Source organism: Kribbella sp. NBC_00482 (genome assembly GCF_036013725.1).
Classification (GTDB): Bacteria; Actinomycetota; Actinomycetes; order Propionibacteriales; family Kribbellaceae; genus Kribbella.
Map to the genome: position 1 here is coordinate 3,593,938 of NZ_CP107881.1, position 13,962 is coordinate 3,607,899.

Here is a 13,962-nt window from a genome sequence, read left to right on the forward strand (position 1 = left end):
CTGGGGTGAATTTCGGCTGTCAACGGCTGATATCAATCCGGAACAGCTCGGAGCCGCTCGTCATCAGTAGTTGGTGATCTCCGCGGACGCCGAGCCGCCGGTGGGCGTGGGCCACGAACACCGTCGGAACGGCGTTCTTCCCCGGCGCGATGCGGTAGATCTTGTTCAGGTCGATGCTCACGTAGACGGCCTCCCGGGTCGCGACGATGTCGCCGCTGGAGTTCGTCGTCCCGAGCGTGAAGGACTTCTTCAATTTGCCGCTGTCCGGCGCCACGGCGAACACGGTCTTCCCGGCCACGCCCCACAGCAGCCCGTCCGGGCCCATCGTGACCGAGGACACCGTCGCGGCCTTCGGCACCGGCACGGTCTCCCAGAGTTTCTTCTTCTTGGCCACGTCCCACGCGAACACTGTGCCCGCTTCCCGGGTCGGCGGTGTGGTGGCCAGGCCGCCGGCGATCGACGTACCGCCGTAGATGATGCCGCAGCGGGAGGTGAGGCCGAAGACGGACTCGTCCTGGACGACGTTGCGGTACTTCTCCGCGGTGTTCGTCGTCGGGTCGTAGATCACCAGCGCGCCGCCGAGCCGGTCGCCGTCCGGGACGGTGCCGACCGCGATCTTGCCGTTCACCTCGGTCAGCGCGCGGGCGCGGGTCTGCAGGAGGTCGGGCTTGAGGTTGAGCCGCTGAACCGGGTTGTCCGGGGTGCCGGGCGGTCCCGGGGAGTACTCCGGACTGCTCCAGGGCTTGCTCAGGTCGTAGTCGTACAGCCTGGCCTCCGGATAGGCGCCGATCCAGAGCTTGCCGTCGGATCCCTCCAGCAGCGCCTCGACCTGCGAGAACCGGTTGTACTTGGCCTCACCGGTCGTCGGGTTGACCACGGACACGCCGCCGTTCAGGAAGCCGCCGGCGTAGATGTTGTTCTTGCCGCCCGCGACGGACAGGATCTCGATCGGCTCCCGGCGGACCTTGGTCACGAAGATCTCGGACTTGCCGGTCTGCGGGTTGTACCGGAACTCCTCGCCGCGCCACAGGGTGCCGACGACGCTGGTGCCCGGGTAGTCGGGGAGGTTCAGGTCGGCGTACCCGATCGAGCGGGCGTTCTGGATCCGGCCGGTGAACGTCAGACCGGTGCCGGTCAGGGTCTTGGTGGCCGGGTCGTACTTCTTCAGTTCGCTGCTCTGGATCAGGTACAGCGAGCCGTCCGCGCCGACCGGGGAGATGTCCAGGCCGTGCGCGTTCGGGATCTCGTCCACCCAGGTCCGTGAAGCGATGTCCCAGACGTAGAGCGGGCCGGGGAACGCCGTGCTGATCCGCACGTAGACGCGGCCGCCGCGGGCGTTGAGGTCGTACACGACCTTGTCGGACGGGTCCCCGAGACCGGGCGGCGACGGCAGTTCGGTGATCGCTCCGCTGGTGGCGTCGATCTCCATGATGTGCGCGTCGGGCATCGTGCCGGCGTACACCTTGCCGCCTGCGTAGTCGATGCTCTTCACGTACGTCTGACCCGCCAGGACGGTGCCGTAGTCGTGGATCGCGCCGGTCTTGTCGTCGTACCGGAACACCTTGCCGTTCGGGAACGTCCCGCCGTACACGTTGCCCTGGTCGTCGGTGGTGATCCGCCAGATGAACGACTCGGACGCGATCGGCCGGCCGAGGTCCTCGACGGTGCCGCCAGGCCGCAGCCGGTACAGGTGGCCGTTGTTGTAGGTGCCGACGTAGATCGTGCCGTCCGGCGTCGCGGCGACCGCGTAGCTGCCGTCCGCGCCGGGCAGCGCCGCGGAGAGCAGGCTGTCGCCGGTGGCCGGGTCGATGGCGTTCAGGTACGCCGGACTTCCGGTGGACACGTTCCAGATCGCGGTCTTGCCGTTCGGGCCGGGCGCGACGGTGCCGCCGATGAGCAGTACGTCGGACAGCGGCGTACCGAGCGAGACGACGGTGCCGACCGGTGGTTGCTGACCGGCCTGCGCCGGTGAGGTCAGGGTTGTGCCGAGCAGAGCGACGATGGCCAGTGCGAGAAGGGAGCGGACTGATCGCATACGAATTGCCTCCGGGGTGCCGTATTTACGGTCCTGTCCGAAAGTGAAGCTCTCGCGGCGTGGCCAAGTCAACGGCTCGGCACAATTTGCAGCTACTGACAGCAACGGGTCCGGTTACGGCCTCGGCCGTTAAAGCTGCGGCAGCGCGCTGAGCAGCTTCTGCAGCTTCTCGCGGGTGGCCGCGAAGTAGCTGTTCTCGCGGTGCAGCGCACGGTGGAACGCGGCCAGCTCGGCCGCCGAGATGGTGTTCGAGAACGTGCTGATCTCGGTCAGGTCGAGCCGCCGGTTGAACAGGTGCACGGTGTCCCGCCAGCGGTGCAGCAGGCCCACGAGGTCGGCGTCCCGGTGCAGGCCGAGCGCGCCGGACACCAGCGCGAGATCGACCGCGGACACCACCAGCCGCGGGTACACCTGCCGGGTGGTCGGTGCGTCGGGTGAGAACCGCTCGTCGTTCAGCAGTCTGGTGTTCTCGCGCAGTTCGTTCGCGACGGCTCGCAGGACCTCGATACGGCGTTCTGCCTCGGCCGTCAGCCGCTCGACGAAGATGCCGGTCAGCCCGGCGACCAGGGTGAGCGAGTTGACCGCCGGCTCCCAGCGCGAGCCCTCCGGCCAGAAGAACCACAGGACGCCGAGAACGAACGCCAGCGCGAGCAGACCGTACGTCACGACACTGACGACGGTCCGCCTCATGTGGCCCAGATGTCGTCGGCGAGGCTACGTGCGGTCTCGCCGGCCCCCTCCGGTGCGAGCAGCAACAGCTCCAGGCCGAACGGGTTCGGGCGGCGGGCGTACCGGAACTGGGACTGGATCCCCTCGACCGGCGTCAGCTGACAGGCCTCGGTGAGCCGTTTCAGCCGGGTCGTGGAGTACTTGCGGGTGGTGTACAGCCGGATCGTGTCGCCGATCGGCAGCACCGCCTCGGTGTGGTCCGGCAGCTCCATCCGGACCTCCTCGCCGGTGTCGTTCTGCCAGAAGATCTTCACCAGCAGCGCGTCCTCGTCCTCGACCTCACCGACGAACTTGACCAGGTCGTTGTTGATCTTGAGGTCGGTGTTGTACCGCAGGGTGCTGGTGACGAACTCCGCGAACGCGCGGGTCTGGTGGTACTCGTCCGCGGCCGCGTCGGCGCTCTCCTGGTCGAGTCGCGTCGTACTGGCGACCTCGAGCAGCAGCCGGTCCTGCGGCCGCAGCACCCGGGTGAGCGTGCCGAGCAGCTCCTCGTCGCTCTCGAAGTTGGCCAGCGTGTTGCCGGTCAGCGTGAACAGGATCGGCTCGTCGTCGACCAGCCGGGCCAGCATCTGGCCGAGCTCCTCCATGTTGTCGGCGATCGAGAAGTCGAGCTGCACCGGCAGCACCTGGGAGACCGGGAAGCGGGCGCCGCGGACCGGCTCCAGGGTGCCCATCCGGAGCATCTCCGAACTCATGTCGACCGGGATGTAGTACATGTCCGGGTTGTTCCGGCGCATGTCGCTGAGGATCGTGCGGTCCTTGACGCCGGTGCCGACGCCGAGGCTGACCAGGTGGAAGCCGCCGTTCTCGACGTGCGGGCGCAGCTTGCGCCAGTGCCGCAGGAACGACTCTGCGCCGGCCTTCATGACCAGGTAGAACGGGTCGTTGGTGGCGTTCGCCCAGGCGATCGTCGGGCCGATTCCCCAGTAGGAGAAGCCCGAGGTGATCTGCTTGCCGTCACCGGACGTCGAGAACGGTCCGCGGAGGTCGCCGGTCAGGGTCGCGAGCTTGTCGGTCTGGTCCTCGCCGACCAGCACCAGCGACCACGCGAAGTCGTCGTCGGCCAGTGCATGCTCGAGCTTCCGGATCACGGGTACCGGCTCAGTCACGTCTCACCCCTCACACGATGAGACGTCAGGTTATCGGTTACCGCCGACTACTGCCGGTCAGATCAGGGTGACGGTGTCGGCTTCCCGGCCCTTGGGGCCCTCGACGATCTGGAACTCGACGTTCTGGCCGTCCTCGAGGGTCTTGTACCCGTCGGAGACGATCTTGCTCCAGTGCACGAACACGTCGTCCTGCCCGTCGACGGCCAGAAAACCGTAGCCCTTGTCGGCGTTGAACCACTTCACGGTGCCGAGCACCATCGATACTCCTTGACCACGGGACCCGCTTCACCCGGGCCCCTCGCGATCCACAAGCTTAATCGAGGCGCTTCCTCCGCAGATCGCAGTGCCCACGAGCACCGCGCTGACCCAGAGCGGGCCGCGGAAGCCTCCGGCCCCGATCGCGAGCCCGCCCAGCAGCGGTCCGGCGGCGGCGCCGACGTTGAGGGCGGCGGTGGCCAGTCCGCCGGTCAGGACGGGGGACTCGGTACCGGCGTACAGGGCGTACGAGATCAGCGTCGAGCCGACCGCGAAGGACAGCGCGCCCTGCACGAGGACCAGGGCAACGATCGGTACGACGTACGCCGTGGTGAGGGCGAACGCGCACCACCCGAGCAGCAAGATGCCACCGGCAACGAGTACGAGCCGGTCGTCGCGACGGTCGGCGTACCGTCCGGCGACGGCGACGCCCGCGAACGAGCCGAGCCCGAAGAGCGCGAGCATGACCGGGACCCATCCCGCCCCGAGCCTCGTGACCTCGGTGAGCACCGGCGAGAGGTAGGTGAACGAGCAGAACGTCGCGCCGTTCACGAGGGCTCCGAGGAGCAGCAGTACGGCGAGCCGCGGCGACAGGCTGAACCGCCCGACGGTCGCCGGGCCGGGCGTACGGGCCGGGATCGAGCGCAGGATCCCGAGCAGCGCCGGGAGCGAGATGATCGCGACCGCCCAGAACGCGGACCGCCAGCCGAGGTGCCGGCCGAGCACGGCACCCGCCGGTACGCCGACGATGCACGCGAGCGTCGTACCGCCGAGAAGGACGGACGTCGCGCGGCCCTTCGCGTCCGGGCCGACCAGGGCCGCGGCGGTGGCGAGCGCGATCGCCAGGAAGCCTGCGTTCGCGAGGGCCGCGAGGACCCGGGTGACCAGCAGAACGGTGAAGTCGCTGGTCAACGCGCCGACGACGTGGACCGCGAGGAACACGGTCAACGTCACCAGCAGCGTCCGGCGGCGCGGCCAGCGGGCGCCGAGTACGGCGACAGCCGGGGCGCCGACGATCATCCCGAGCGCGAACCCGGACGTCAGCCAGCCGGTGGTGGGGATCGAGACGCCCAGGTCCTGGGCGATGTCCGGGCCGAGCCCGGAGAGCATGAATTCAGAGGTCGCCTGGGCGAAAACGGCCAGGCCAAGGAGATACAGCACGAAAGGCATCGAAATGCTCCGCAACCATGAGAAGACGGGAATGAGTCGTCTCCGGCGGTTCCGGGCGAGTTACACGGAACGGCCGGTGGTTACGGTTTGTCTGCCTCCGGGCTGGACATGCGGTCTAGCTTAGACGCGGCGCGAGGCGGCCAGGCCCAGGAGGCCTGCGGTGACCAGGAGGAGGGCGCTGGTCACGCCGAGGTCGTCGGTCTGCAGTACGCCGTTGTCGGTGAGCATCCAGATCGTGGCAGCGCCGGTCAGGACCGTGCCGGCCACCACGCCGGGCACGTCCGGCTTGGTCTTCCGCTGCTGGCTCATCCGCGCTCCACCTTGATACTGCCCAGCCTGAGGTCCAGGTCCAGGGTGACCTGCTGCGGGCCGGCCTTGCCGTCCGTGCCGAGGTCGTCGAGCTTCAGTTCCGCATTATGGCCGCCCTGGTGCTGGTTGAGGAAGGCAACGTCTCCCATCTCGGTCGACATCGTGCCCTGCACGTCCACGTCGTGCGGCAACTTGACGATCACCTCGCCGAGGCCGCCGTGGACCTCGACCTTGGCGTCCGGCCCGAACTTCGCCTGGGTCAGGTCCAGGTGCACCGACCCGGCGTCGAACTGGTAGCTCGTCCCGGTCGCGGTGATGGTCTGGCCGGCGGGCGCGACGTAGTTGGTGTCGGCGAAGTTGCGCGGCACACCGGAGAACACCGTGCTCGCGATGGCGCCGAGGGCCAGCAGGATGCCCAGCGGCAGCAGGCCCAGCGTGCGGCCGACGAACCCGCCGAGCAGCATGCCGCCGCCGAGCGTGGCCAGGCCGATGATCAGCATGGTCGCCGTGGGAGCACCCGCGAGCGCGGCGATGCCGATCGCGAGGCCGGTCAGTACGACGATGATCGACTTGGTCCCGCGCATGCCCTTGGCGGGCGGTCCGGCGGGGGTGCTCGCGGCCGGCGAGGTGCGGCCGGCGGGCTCGTCGACGTACAGGCCGAGGGGGTCGTCCTCGGTCCACACAGGCTGGACCGGTTCGACGGTGCGGTCCTGGGGTCGCTGTGTGGCCGAGGACGACGGACCCGCCGGGGGAGCCGACGGGCCGGTCTGAGGGGGCGTGTACGCCGAGGTCTGCTGCTGACCGGAGTACGCCGAAGTAGTAGGCGGCACCGTGTCCTGCGGGCGCTGGCCCTGCTTGTTGCCCTTCCGCTGCCTCGCGATCAGCCAGATGACGCCCACCACGATCAGCGGGCCCGGGATGGCGCGGCCGAAGTTGAACGACGACATCATCGCGATCGCGATGAAGACGCAGGCGCCGATCACCACGGGCCAGAACCACGGGTGGTCGGTCCGGACCCGGTCGCCGAGCACGCCCTGCGCGGCGGAACGCTCACTGCCCTCGTCGGGCATCAGGACCCAGGCGGCGATGTAGAAGATCACGCCCGGACCGGTGATGATCAGCACGGCCATCACCACGCGGACCAGCACGGGGTCGATGTTCAGCGCGCGGCCGATGCCGCCGCAGACCCCAGCGACCCAGCGGTCCGACCTGCTGCGCCGCCAGCTCTGGGGGTTCTGCAGGCGGTTGCGGTCGAACCCGGCGGGTCCACTCTGGTTCTGCTCCATGTCATCGATAGTCACGCATGATCCGGCGCGGGAACATCGGGGATGCCCCCTGAGGACCCCCGGAGTCGCTCGAAATCGGGGTTGTCCCCGAGCGGACCCTGAGCCCGGCGGGCGGGCGTTGAGGAGGCGGCCGGGGACAAGCCTGCTGGTGTCGGGCCGGTCCACATGTGACGATCGTTGTGATGAGCCAGCCAGCAGCCGCGCCGCCGGGCGGGTCCTCCGTGAACGGAGCCCCACCCGAGCCGCCGCCTGGGCAGAACCAGGAGCAGTGGCGCTTCAAGGGCTGGGGACCGCAGGGCCCGGGGCAGTACCAGGGCCCGTACGCCGCCTACGCCGCGCGGATGCGCAACCAGCAGGCCGGCTCGGGCGGTCCGGCGCACTCGGCCACACCGCCGCCGAAGCCGGCCGCGGAGCCGACCCGCCGGGCGTACCGGCGTACCGAGGGGCGGGTCGTTGCCGGCGTGGCCGGCGGGATCGCGGACCACCTCGGCGTGTCGGACACGATCGTACGGTTGGTGCTGATCGCAACCACGGTGTCCGGAGGCTTGGGCGTACTGATCTATGCGGCGCTGTGGTTCCTGATGCCGCTCGCGCCGGAAACCGTGCCGGATGCGCCCGGGCTGGCCGCGCACACACGGAAAGGGCTGCGCACCGACGAACCGGCGCCGCCGGTCGCCGAGGCGAAGCAGCGGAAGCGGGAGAAGAGCCGAGGCCAGCTGCCCGCGCTGGTGGCCATCGGCATCGGGCTGGTCCTGCTGCTGCAGGTCGCCGGGCTCGGCATCGCCGGGAAGCTGTTCTGGCCGCTGGTGTTCGCCGCGACCGGTCTCGCGCTGATCTGGCGGCAGGCGGACGAGAGCCAGAAGGACAAGTGGACGCGGGACGTCCGGGTCCCGATCATCGGCCTGGTGCTCGGCAAGGGCGGCTGGAAGTCGCTGATCCGGATCGCCGTGGGCCTGGTCCTGCTCGGCACCGCGGTCACCTTGTTCCTGGTCCAGAACGGCCGGCTCTCGATGGTCGGCGACGTACTGATCGCGCTGCTGCTCGCCGTGGTCGGGATCGGGGTCATCGCCGGGCCGTGGGTGCACCGGCTGACCAGGGACCTGAACTCCGAGCGCGCGGAGCGGGTGCGTTCGCAGGAGCGCGCCGACATGGCCGCGCACCTGCACGACTCGGTGCTGCAGACGCTGGCGCTGATCCAGAAGCAGGCCGAGGACCCCAAGGCGGTGGCCCGGCTGGCGCGCTCGCAGGAGCGCGAGCTGCGGTCCTGGCTGTACGACGAGGAACACGACGCCGACCAGACGATCGTGGGGGCGGCGAAGCAGGCGGCCGCCGAGGTCGAGGACTCGCACGGCGTACCGATCGAGGTGGTCACGGTCGGCGACTGCGACCTGACCGAGCCGCTCGCATCGATGGTCCGGGCCGCCCGGGAGTCGATGGTGAACGCCGCCAAGCACTCCGGTGCGGCGAAGATCGACGTGTTCGTCGAGGTGGACGGCGACCGGGTGGAGATGTTCGTCCGCGACCGCGGCAAGGGGTTCGTCGTGGACGAGGTCCCGGACGACCGGCTCGGCTTGCGGCACAGTGTGATGGGCAGAATGGAACGGCACGGCGGACACGCGACGGTGCGGTCCGATCCCGAGACAGGCACCGAAGTGCGACTGGAGATGGACAGATGAGCAGCAGGCGCGTTGTCGTCATCGACGATCACGACATGTTCCGGGCCGGGGTACGCAGCGAGATCGGTACCTCGGTCGACATCGTCGGCGAGGGGGCCGACGTCGACAGCGCGGTCAAGGCGATCGTCGGCGCGGAGCCGGACGTCGTACTGCTCGACGTCCACCTGCCGGGCGGTGGTGGCACCGAGGTGATGAAGCAGGTGCACCAGCGGCACCCGGACATCAAGTTCCTCGCGTTGTCGGTGTCCGACGCCGCCGAGGACGTGATCGGCGTGATCCGGGCCGGTGCCCGCGGGTACGTCACCAAGAACATCTCCGGCACCGAGCTCGTCGACGCGATCAACCGGGTCGCCGACGGTGACGCGGTGTTCTCGCCGCGGCTGGCCGGCTTCGTGCTGGACGCCTTCTCCGGCGCGATCGACATCGCCTCGGTGGACGAGGACCTGGACCGGCTGTCACAGCGGGAGCGTGAGGTACTGCGGTTGATCGCGCGGGGCTACGCCTACAAGGAGGTCGCCCGCGAACTCTTCATCTCGGTGAAGACGGTCGAGACCCACGTCTCCTCGGTCCTCCGCAAACTCCAACTCTCCAACCGCCACGAACTAACCCGCTGGGCCACCGACCGCCGCCTGGTGTAGTTCAGCCCCCACGCAGCGCGTCAGGCGGTCCACTCGCGGCGGAGGAGGCCGTAGACCCAGGAGTCGGAGACGTCGCCGTTCACTACGCAGTCCTCTCGGAGCGTTCCCTCACGCACGAAGCCGAGCTTCTCGAGGACGCGGGCGGACGCGAGGTTGCGCGTGTCGGCCTCAGCTTGGACGCGGTTGAGGTCGAGTGTGTCGAAGGCCCATCGCAGCACGGCCCGGGCAGCCTCCGTCGCGTACCCGTGCCCCCATGCCGCCTCGGTGAAGCAGTAGCCGAGCGACGCACTCCGGAAGTCCGGATTCCACTGGCTCAAGCTGCACCAGCCGAGGAACTGCCCGTCGGATGCACGGTCGATGGCCGTGCGAGCGCCCGTACCCTCCTCCACCATCGTCCGGCACGCCGCGATGAACCGCTCGGCGCGGCTGGGTTCGCTCCATGGCGGCGAGTCCCAGTACCGCAGTACGTGCGCGTTGCTGTGCAGCGCGAACAGCGCGTCCGCGTCCGCGTCCTCGAAAGGACGCAGCCGCAGGCGATCGGTGGGCAACGTCGGCGTCGGCAGCGACACAGGCATCTCCTTAGGTGACGGCTCGTAGGACCTTCGCCGGTGCGCCCGCGGCGACGGAGTACGGCGGAATGTCCTGCGTGACAACGCTGTTGGCGCCGATCACGCACCTCTCGCCGATCGTCACCCCGCTCGTGACGACCACGTTCGCCCCCAGCCAGACATTGTCGCCGATCCGCGTCGGCCCCTTGGAATCGAACCCCTGCCACGGCACCGGCCGATCCGGATCGTCGAACCGATGATTGGCATCCGTCACGAAGCACCCGTTCGCCAGCATGCAGTGCGACCCGATCTCCACCAGGTCGAGCGCCGCGACCATCACCGCGACGTTCAGGAACGTCCCCTCCCCGATCCGCACCCGCGCCTCGTCGCCCAGGGTGATCCACACGTCGGGCTCGAACATCGTGTTGGCCCCGACCTCGAGCCGCCCGTCCTGCAGAGCCTCCAGCACGTTCCCGTGCAACGGCCACCGCGCGAACGCCCCGCGCCGCATCAGCTCCCAGTGGATCCGCCCCCGGTTCCACGGCAACGAACTCCGCTGGTACCAAAGCCACTTCTGCACCCAGACCTTCACCTGCCCACGAAGCTCCTCCACCCCCGCAGGCTACGCGGCAAGAACCCCGCCGAGCGGCAGACGCGGTGACGCTACCGGCCGGAGGAGGTGTAGGGGAGGAGGGCCATTTCGCGGGCGTTCTTGATGGCTCGGGCGACCTGTTTCTGTTGCTGGACCGACAGGCCGGTGACGCGGCGGGAGCGGATCTTGCCGCGGTCGGAGATGAACTTTCGCAGCAGCGCGGTGTCCTTGTAGTCGATGAAGGTGATGCCGTCGCGGTCCAGCGGATTCTGCTTCGGCTTGCGCTTGCCGGTGGGTACCGGGCGTCGGGCCATGACGGCCTCCTTTATTGAATGTCGTTTTCAACTAGCGTAGCGCAAGGTCTCAGCGGTGGCGCGTTTCGGCCAGGGCATGGATGCGCCACTCCGATCCTTCGGTCCGGGCTTGGCGGCTGATATACCGTCGACTCTTATGGAGCGGAATCTCACAGCCGATCAGCTCGCGCTCTTCGAGAAGGAGTTCGCGTCGAACCCGCAGTACCGGGTGATGCAGAACGCCGTCACGCAGACGCCGGTCAACAGCATCGCCCTGGATCGCCAGGTCGTCACGTCGATGGACCATTCGGTGTCCAATCTGCTGGACGACTGGAAGGTCACCAATCAGAAGAAGAGCGGTCGGTGCTGGCTGTTCGCCGGGCTGAACCTGCTCCGCGCCGGCGCGGCCGACAAGCTCGGGGTCAAGGACTTCGAGTTCTCCCAGAACTACCTGCTGTTCTGGGACAAGTTCGAGCGTTCGAACTTCTTCCTCGAGGCGATCATCGACACCGCGGACCGCGACGCCGACGACCGGACGGTGGCGCACCTGCTGTCCGACCCGATCGGTGACGGCGGCCAGTGGAACATGTTCGTCGCGCTGGTCCGCAAGCACGGCCTGGTGCCGAAGTCGGCCATGCCGGAGACCGAGAGCTCGTCCGCGACCGCGCAGCTGAACGACGCCCTCCGCAAGCTGCTGCGCCAGGGTGCGCGCGACCTGCGGGCGCTCGACGCCGACGACGCGCGCCGCGACCGCAAGCGGGAGATCCTGACCACCGTGCACCGGGTGCTGAGCATCCACCTCGGTACGCCGCCGCAGAAGTTCCTGTGGCAGTGGAAGGACACCGACAAGGGCTTCCACCGCGACGGCTGGACCACGCCGACCGAGTTCGCGGCGGCGTACGTGCAGCTGCCGGTCGACGAGTACGTCTGTCTCGTACACGACCCGCGGGAGACCAGCCCGGTCGGCCGGACCTTCACCGTCGACTTCCTCGGCAACGTCATCGACGCCCCGCCGGTGGTGTACCTGAACGTCGAGATCGACCTGATCAAGCAGCTCACGCAGGACGCGATCGTCGGCGGCGAGCCGGTCTGGTTCGGCTGCGACGTCGGCAAGCAGATGAACTCCGACCTCGGCTTCTGGGACGCCAACCTCTACGACTACGGCGCCGTCTACGACACCGAGTTCACGCTGGACAAGGCTGAGCGGCTGGTGCACCACGAGACGCTGATGACGCACGCGATGCTGTTCACCGGCGTCGACGTCGTCGACGGCCAGCCGCGCCGCTGGCGGGTCGAGAACAGCTGGGGCGACGAGAAGGCCGACAGCGGCTTCTGGACCATGAACGACTCGTGGTTCGGCGAGCACGTCTTCGAGGTCGCCGTACGCCGTTCCGCACTGCCGGCCGACCTACAGGCCCGCCTGGACGACGCCCCGATCGTCCTCCCCGCCTGGGACCCGATGGGCGCCCTAGCCGATCAGGCCTAACGCCTCAGCGGGGCGCTCGAGGGTCGGCAGGTGGCCGGCCCACGGGAGGTGGATGCGCTCTGGGTTCGGGAGGCGTTCTGCCAGGTAGGCCGCGCTGTCGGTGAAGAACTTGAAGTCGTGTGCGCCGGTGATCAGTCTCACCGGCGCACCGATCTTTTCGGGCTCAACGGCGTACTCCTCGTTCTCCAGGTCGTCGCCGGCGGCGAGTTGCAGGTCGAAGGCGCGTTTCTGCATGGTGCGCAGGAGTTCGCGGGCGTCGTCGTCGGCGTCCGGGCCGATCCAGCGCCGTACGGTCAGGTCGGTCGCGCCGTCGACGTCGCCTGCCTCCAGCAGTTTGTTCTCCTCGGCCCACAACGCCCGGAGGTCGTCGTCCGGCTCCACGTTGTCGGTCGGCGCACAGAGCAGTACGAGGCGGGCGAACCGCTCGGGCATCCGGCTCGCGGCCTGCTGTACGACGTACCCGCCGTACGACGCACCGACTGCCGTCACCGCACTGGACCCGACCGCGTCGAGCACCGCGAGGACGTCGCCGGCGTCGGAGTACTTGGCGCCCGCCTCCACCGGCGTCTCGCCGTACCCGCGCAGGTCCAGCGTGATCACGCGATGGGTCGACTTCAGCTCTTCCACCTGCCGCGCCCACATCCGGGCGTCGGCCACGCCCGCGTGCACGAGCAGCAGATCCGGGCCGTCCCCGGTCACCTCATAAGAAATCGTCATGGCTGCACCTTCCACGTCCTGAGATCACTGAGCAAACCGATATAGGGCTCTCCTGTCCGATGTGTGGGCGGGTGATCGGCCCGATCCGGGGTCGTGCGACAGGCAATGGTGGGTCGGCACCTGGTATTTCCTGTCCTCAGTCACCACCGCCTATCCCCACTCCCCACCACCGCCGTCCCCCGCCGCCGCTCCTGCCGGCCGGCGGTCACCCGTCGAGCAGACGAGGGGTGATCCCCTCGTGTTGTGGGTTCTCTACTGATACACGAGGGGAGAACCCTGCACGCGAGGGGATAACCCCGGCTGTGCTGACAGCGCGTGGGGCGGCCGCGAACGGGCACGGTGGTCGGGAGGTTGCCAGACACGACCTACAGGCGGACGATCGTGAAGGCTTCGGCGTAGTGGTTGGCGGGGTAGCCCGCGGACGTGGCGACGGCGGCGAAGTTGCGGCGGATGCCGGTGCGGAGGCCGTCGGGGTCGCGGTGCTGGCTGGTGTGTGACACCAGCGCCGCCAGCTTCTGGTCGAAGGTGTCGGTGATGTCGACGTAGTGGTTCGCGACCGGGTGGTCCATCATCCACAGCTCGCCGACCTCCCACGCCTCCTCGGTCAGGTCCGGGTACGCGTACGGGTTCCCGGCGGCCGGGTAGAACGCTCGGACCGTCGCCTCGGCGGCGGCCATGTGATCGGGGTGTGAGACCTGCAGACGGTTCCACGAACGCTCGGGTGACTGCGTGAGCAGCCGCTGCGGGCGGACCTTGCGGATCACCTGGCTGACGTCGCGAACGAGTTCCGTGGTCGCCTCGACAGCCCCGTCCTGGTACCCGAGGAAGTGCAGGTCGCGGACCCCGACGTGCTGCGCGGCGGCGGTCTGTTCGGCCCGTCGTACGGCGGGAATCTCGGCGCGGTCCCGATCCGGTTCGAAACCACCGGCCTGCCCGTCGGTGACGATGCAGTACTGAACCTCGATCCCGGCCTTGGTCCACAGCGCGACCGTCCCGGCGCCGCCGAAGTCGATGTCGTCCGGATGCGCGACGACCACCAGAATCCGTTCGACTTCGCTGTCCGGTCGGGGATTCGCCTCGGGCACAGTCACAGGCAGACCCTAACTGTTTGTGTAGGCG

At 68.8% G+C, this 13,962-nt stretch carries 15 protein-coding genes; 3 read left to right on the forward strand and 12 right to left on the reverse strand.

Features of this window, described 5'->3' with window-relative positions; genetic code table 11:
* Nucleotides 1-19: 19 nt before the first annotated feature.
* The 7 genes from OHB24_RS17775 to OHB24_RS17805 form a co-directional block, all read right to left on the reverse strand.
* Entirely contained in the window at nucleotides 20-2,035 is a 2,016-nt protein-coding gene (locus tag OHB24_RS17775) for a hypothetical protein (protein WP_327640151.1), read from the reverse strand.
* A gap of 129 nt (nucleotides 2,036-2,164) precedes the next feature.
* A complete protein-coding gene (locus tag OHB24_RS17780; RefSeq protein WP_327640152.1) occupies nucleotides 2,165-2,725 on the reverse strand; it encodes a hypothetical protein in 561 nt (186 codons plus the stop codon).
* Nucleotides 2,722-3,873 carry an L-histidine N(alpha)-methyltransferase gene (locus OHB24_RS17785; protein ID WP_327640153.1) on the reverse strand — a complete coding sequence of 384 codons (1,152 nt, stop codon included), beginning with the start codon at nucleotides 3,871-3,873 and terminating at the stop codon, nucleotides 2,722-2,724. Before OHB24_RS17785 ends, OHB24_RS17780 begins: the two co-directional genes overlap by 4 nt.
* Before the next feature lie 57 nt (nucleotides 3,874-3,930).
* The gene (locus OHB24_RS17790) at nucleotides 3,931-4,131 is read right to left on the reverse strand and encodes a cold-shock protein (protein ID WP_327640154.1); all 201 of its coding nucleotides are present in this window, start codon (nucleotides 4,129-4,131) and stop codon (nucleotides 3,931-3,933) included.
* Between the two features lie 27 nt (nucleotides 4,132-4,158).
* Nucleotides 4,159-5,298, reverse strand: a complete 1,140-nt coding sequence (locus tag OHB24_RS17795) for a Cmx/CmrA family chloramphenicol efflux MFS transporter (protein ID WP_327640155.1) — start codon at nucleotides 5,296-5,298, stop codon at nucleotides 4,159-4,161.
* A gap of 120 nt (nucleotides 5,299-5,418) precedes the next feature.
* A complete protein-coding gene (locus OHB24_RS17800; RefSeq protein ID WP_327640156.1) occupies nucleotides 5,419-5,607 on the reverse strand; it encodes a hypothetical protein in 189 nt (62 codons plus the stop codon).
* Nucleotides 5,604-6,893 (reverse strand): PspC domain-containing protein, encoded by a 1,290-nt coding sequence (locus OHB24_RS17805; RefSeq protein ID WP_327640157.1) that lies wholly within the window; start codon nucleotides 6,891-6,893, stop codon nucleotides 5,604-5,606. Before OHB24_RS17805 ends, OHB24_RS17800 begins: the two co-directional genes overlap by 4 nt.
* Nucleotides 6,894-7,075: 182 nt before the next feature.
* Between OHB24_RS17805 and OHB24_RS17810 the strand changes: the two genes are divergently transcribed.
* Together OHB24_RS17810 and OHB24_RS17815 are read left to right on the forward strand one after the other, a co-directional pair.
* On the forward strand, nucleotides 7,076-8,569 hold the full coding sequence (locus OHB24_RS17810) for a PspC domain-containing protein (protein ID WP_327640158.1): 1,494 nt from the start codon (nucleotides 7,076-7,078) through the stop codon (nucleotides 8,567-8,569).
* On the forward strand, nucleotides 8,566-9,207 hold the full coding sequence (locus tag OHB24_RS17815) for a response regulator transcription factor (protein ID WP_327640159.1): 642 nt from the start codon (nucleotides 8,566-8,568) through the stop codon (nucleotides 9,205-9,207). The genes OHB24_RS17810 and OHB24_RS17815 overlap by 4 nt, the downstream gene beginning before the upstream one ends.
* Before the next feature lie 20 nt (nucleotides 9,208-9,227).
* On the opposite strand, the gene OHB24_RS17820 is transcribed toward OHB24_RS17815, so the two are convergent.
* The 3 genes from OHB24_RS17820 to rpsR are packed head-to-tail and all read right to left on the reverse strand — an operon-like array spanning nucleotide 9,228 to nucleotide 10,661.
* Nucleotides 9,228-9,776 carry a GNAT family N-acetyltransferase gene (locus OHB24_RS17820; protein WP_327640160.1) on the reverse strand — a complete coding sequence of 183 codons (549 nt, stop codon included), beginning with the start codon at nucleotides 9,774-9,776 and terminating at the stop codon, nucleotides 9,228-9,230.
* Between the two features lie 10 nt (nucleotides 9,777-9,786).
* On the reverse strand, nucleotides 9,787-10,368 hold the full coding sequence (locus OHB24_RS17825) for an acyltransferase (protein WP_327640161.1): 582 nt from the start codon (nucleotides 10,366-10,368) through the stop codon (nucleotides 9,787-9,789).
* 50 nt (nucleotides 10,369-10,418) lie between these two features.
* Nucleotides 10,419-10,661 carry a 30S ribosomal protein S18 gene (gene rpsR / locus OHB24_RS17830; RefSeq protein ID WP_130382967.1) on the reverse strand — a complete coding sequence of 81 codons (243 nt, stop codon included), beginning with the start codon at nucleotides 10,659-10,661 and terminating at the stop codon, nucleotides 10,419-10,421.
* A 136-nt stretch (nucleotides 10,662-10,797) separates the two neighbouring features.
* Here rpsR and OHB24_RS17835 point away from each other — a divergent pair, with 136 nt between their 5' ends.
* The gene (locus OHB24_RS17835; protein WP_327640162.1) at nucleotides 10,798-12,126 is read left to right on the forward strand and encodes an aminopeptidase C; all 1,329 of its coding nucleotides are present in this window, start codon (nucleotides 10,798-10,800) and stop codon (nucleotides 12,124-12,126) included.
* Here OHB24_RS17835 and OHB24_RS17840 read toward each other — a convergent pair.
* Together OHB24_RS17840 and OHB24_RS17845 are read right to left on the reverse strand one after the other, a co-directional pair.
* Nucleotides 12,109-12,843, reverse strand: coding sequence for an alpha/beta fold hydrolase (locus tag OHB24_RS17840; protein WP_327640163.1), 735 nt, complete (start codon nucleotides 12,841-12,843; stop codon nucleotides 12,109-12,111). The two genes, OHB24_RS17835 and OHB24_RS17840, sit on opposite strands and share 18 nt — an antisense overlap.
* A gap of 365 nt (nucleotides 12,844-13,208) precedes the next feature.
* Entirely contained in the window at nucleotides 13,209-13,934 is a 726-nt protein-coding gene (locus OHB24_RS17845) for a PIG-L deacetylase family protein (protein WP_327640164.1), read from the reverse strand.
* Between the last annotated feature and the right edge of the window lie 28 nt (nucleotides 13,935-13,962).

Coding starts and splice junctions, on each gene's coding strand:
- OHB24_RS17775 (WP_327640151.1), bottom strand. CDS start 2,035: ATGCGATCAGTCCGCTCCCTTCTCGCACTGGCCATCGTCGCTCTGCTC.
- OHB24_RS17780 (WP_327640152.1), bottom strand. CDS start 2,725: ATGAGGCGGACCGTCGTCAGTGTCGTGACGTACGGTCTGCTCGCGCTG.
- OHB24_RS17790 (WP_327640154.1), bottom strand. CDS start 4,131: ATGGTGCTCGGCACCGTGAAGTGGTTCAACGCCGACAAGGGCTACGGT.
- OHB24_RS17795 (WP_327640155.1), bottom strand. CDS start 5,298: ATGCCTTTCGTGCTGTATCTCCTTGGCCTGGCCGTTTTCGCCCAGGCG.
- OHB24_RS17800 (WP_327640156.1), bottom strand. CDS start 5,607: ATGAGCCAGCAGCGGAAGACCAAGCCGGACGTGCCCGGCGTGGTGGCC.
- OHB24_RS17805 (WP_327640157.1), bottom strand. CDS start 6,893: ATGGAGCAGAACCAGAGTGGACCCGCCGGGTTCGACCGCAACCGCCTG.
- OHB24_RS17810 (WP_327640158.1), top strand. CDS start 7,076: ATGAGCCAGCCAGCAGCCGCGCCGCCGGGCGGGTCCTCCGTGAACGGA.
- OHB24_RS17815 (WP_327640159.1), top strand. CDS start 8,566: ATGAGCAGCAGGCGCGTTGTCGTCATCGACGATCACGACATGTTCCGG.
- rpsR (WP_130382967.1), bottom strand. CDS start 10,661: ATGGCCCGACGCCCGGTACCCACCGGCAAGCGCAAGCCGAAGCAGAAT.
- OHB24_RS17835 (WP_327640162.1), top strand. CDS start 10,798: ATGGAGCGGAATCTCACAGCCGATCAGCTCGCGCTCTTCGAGAAGGAG.
- OHB24_RS17840 (WP_327640163.1), bottom strand. CDS start 12,843: ATGACGATTTCTTATGAGGTGACCGGGGACGGCCCGGATCTGCTGCTC.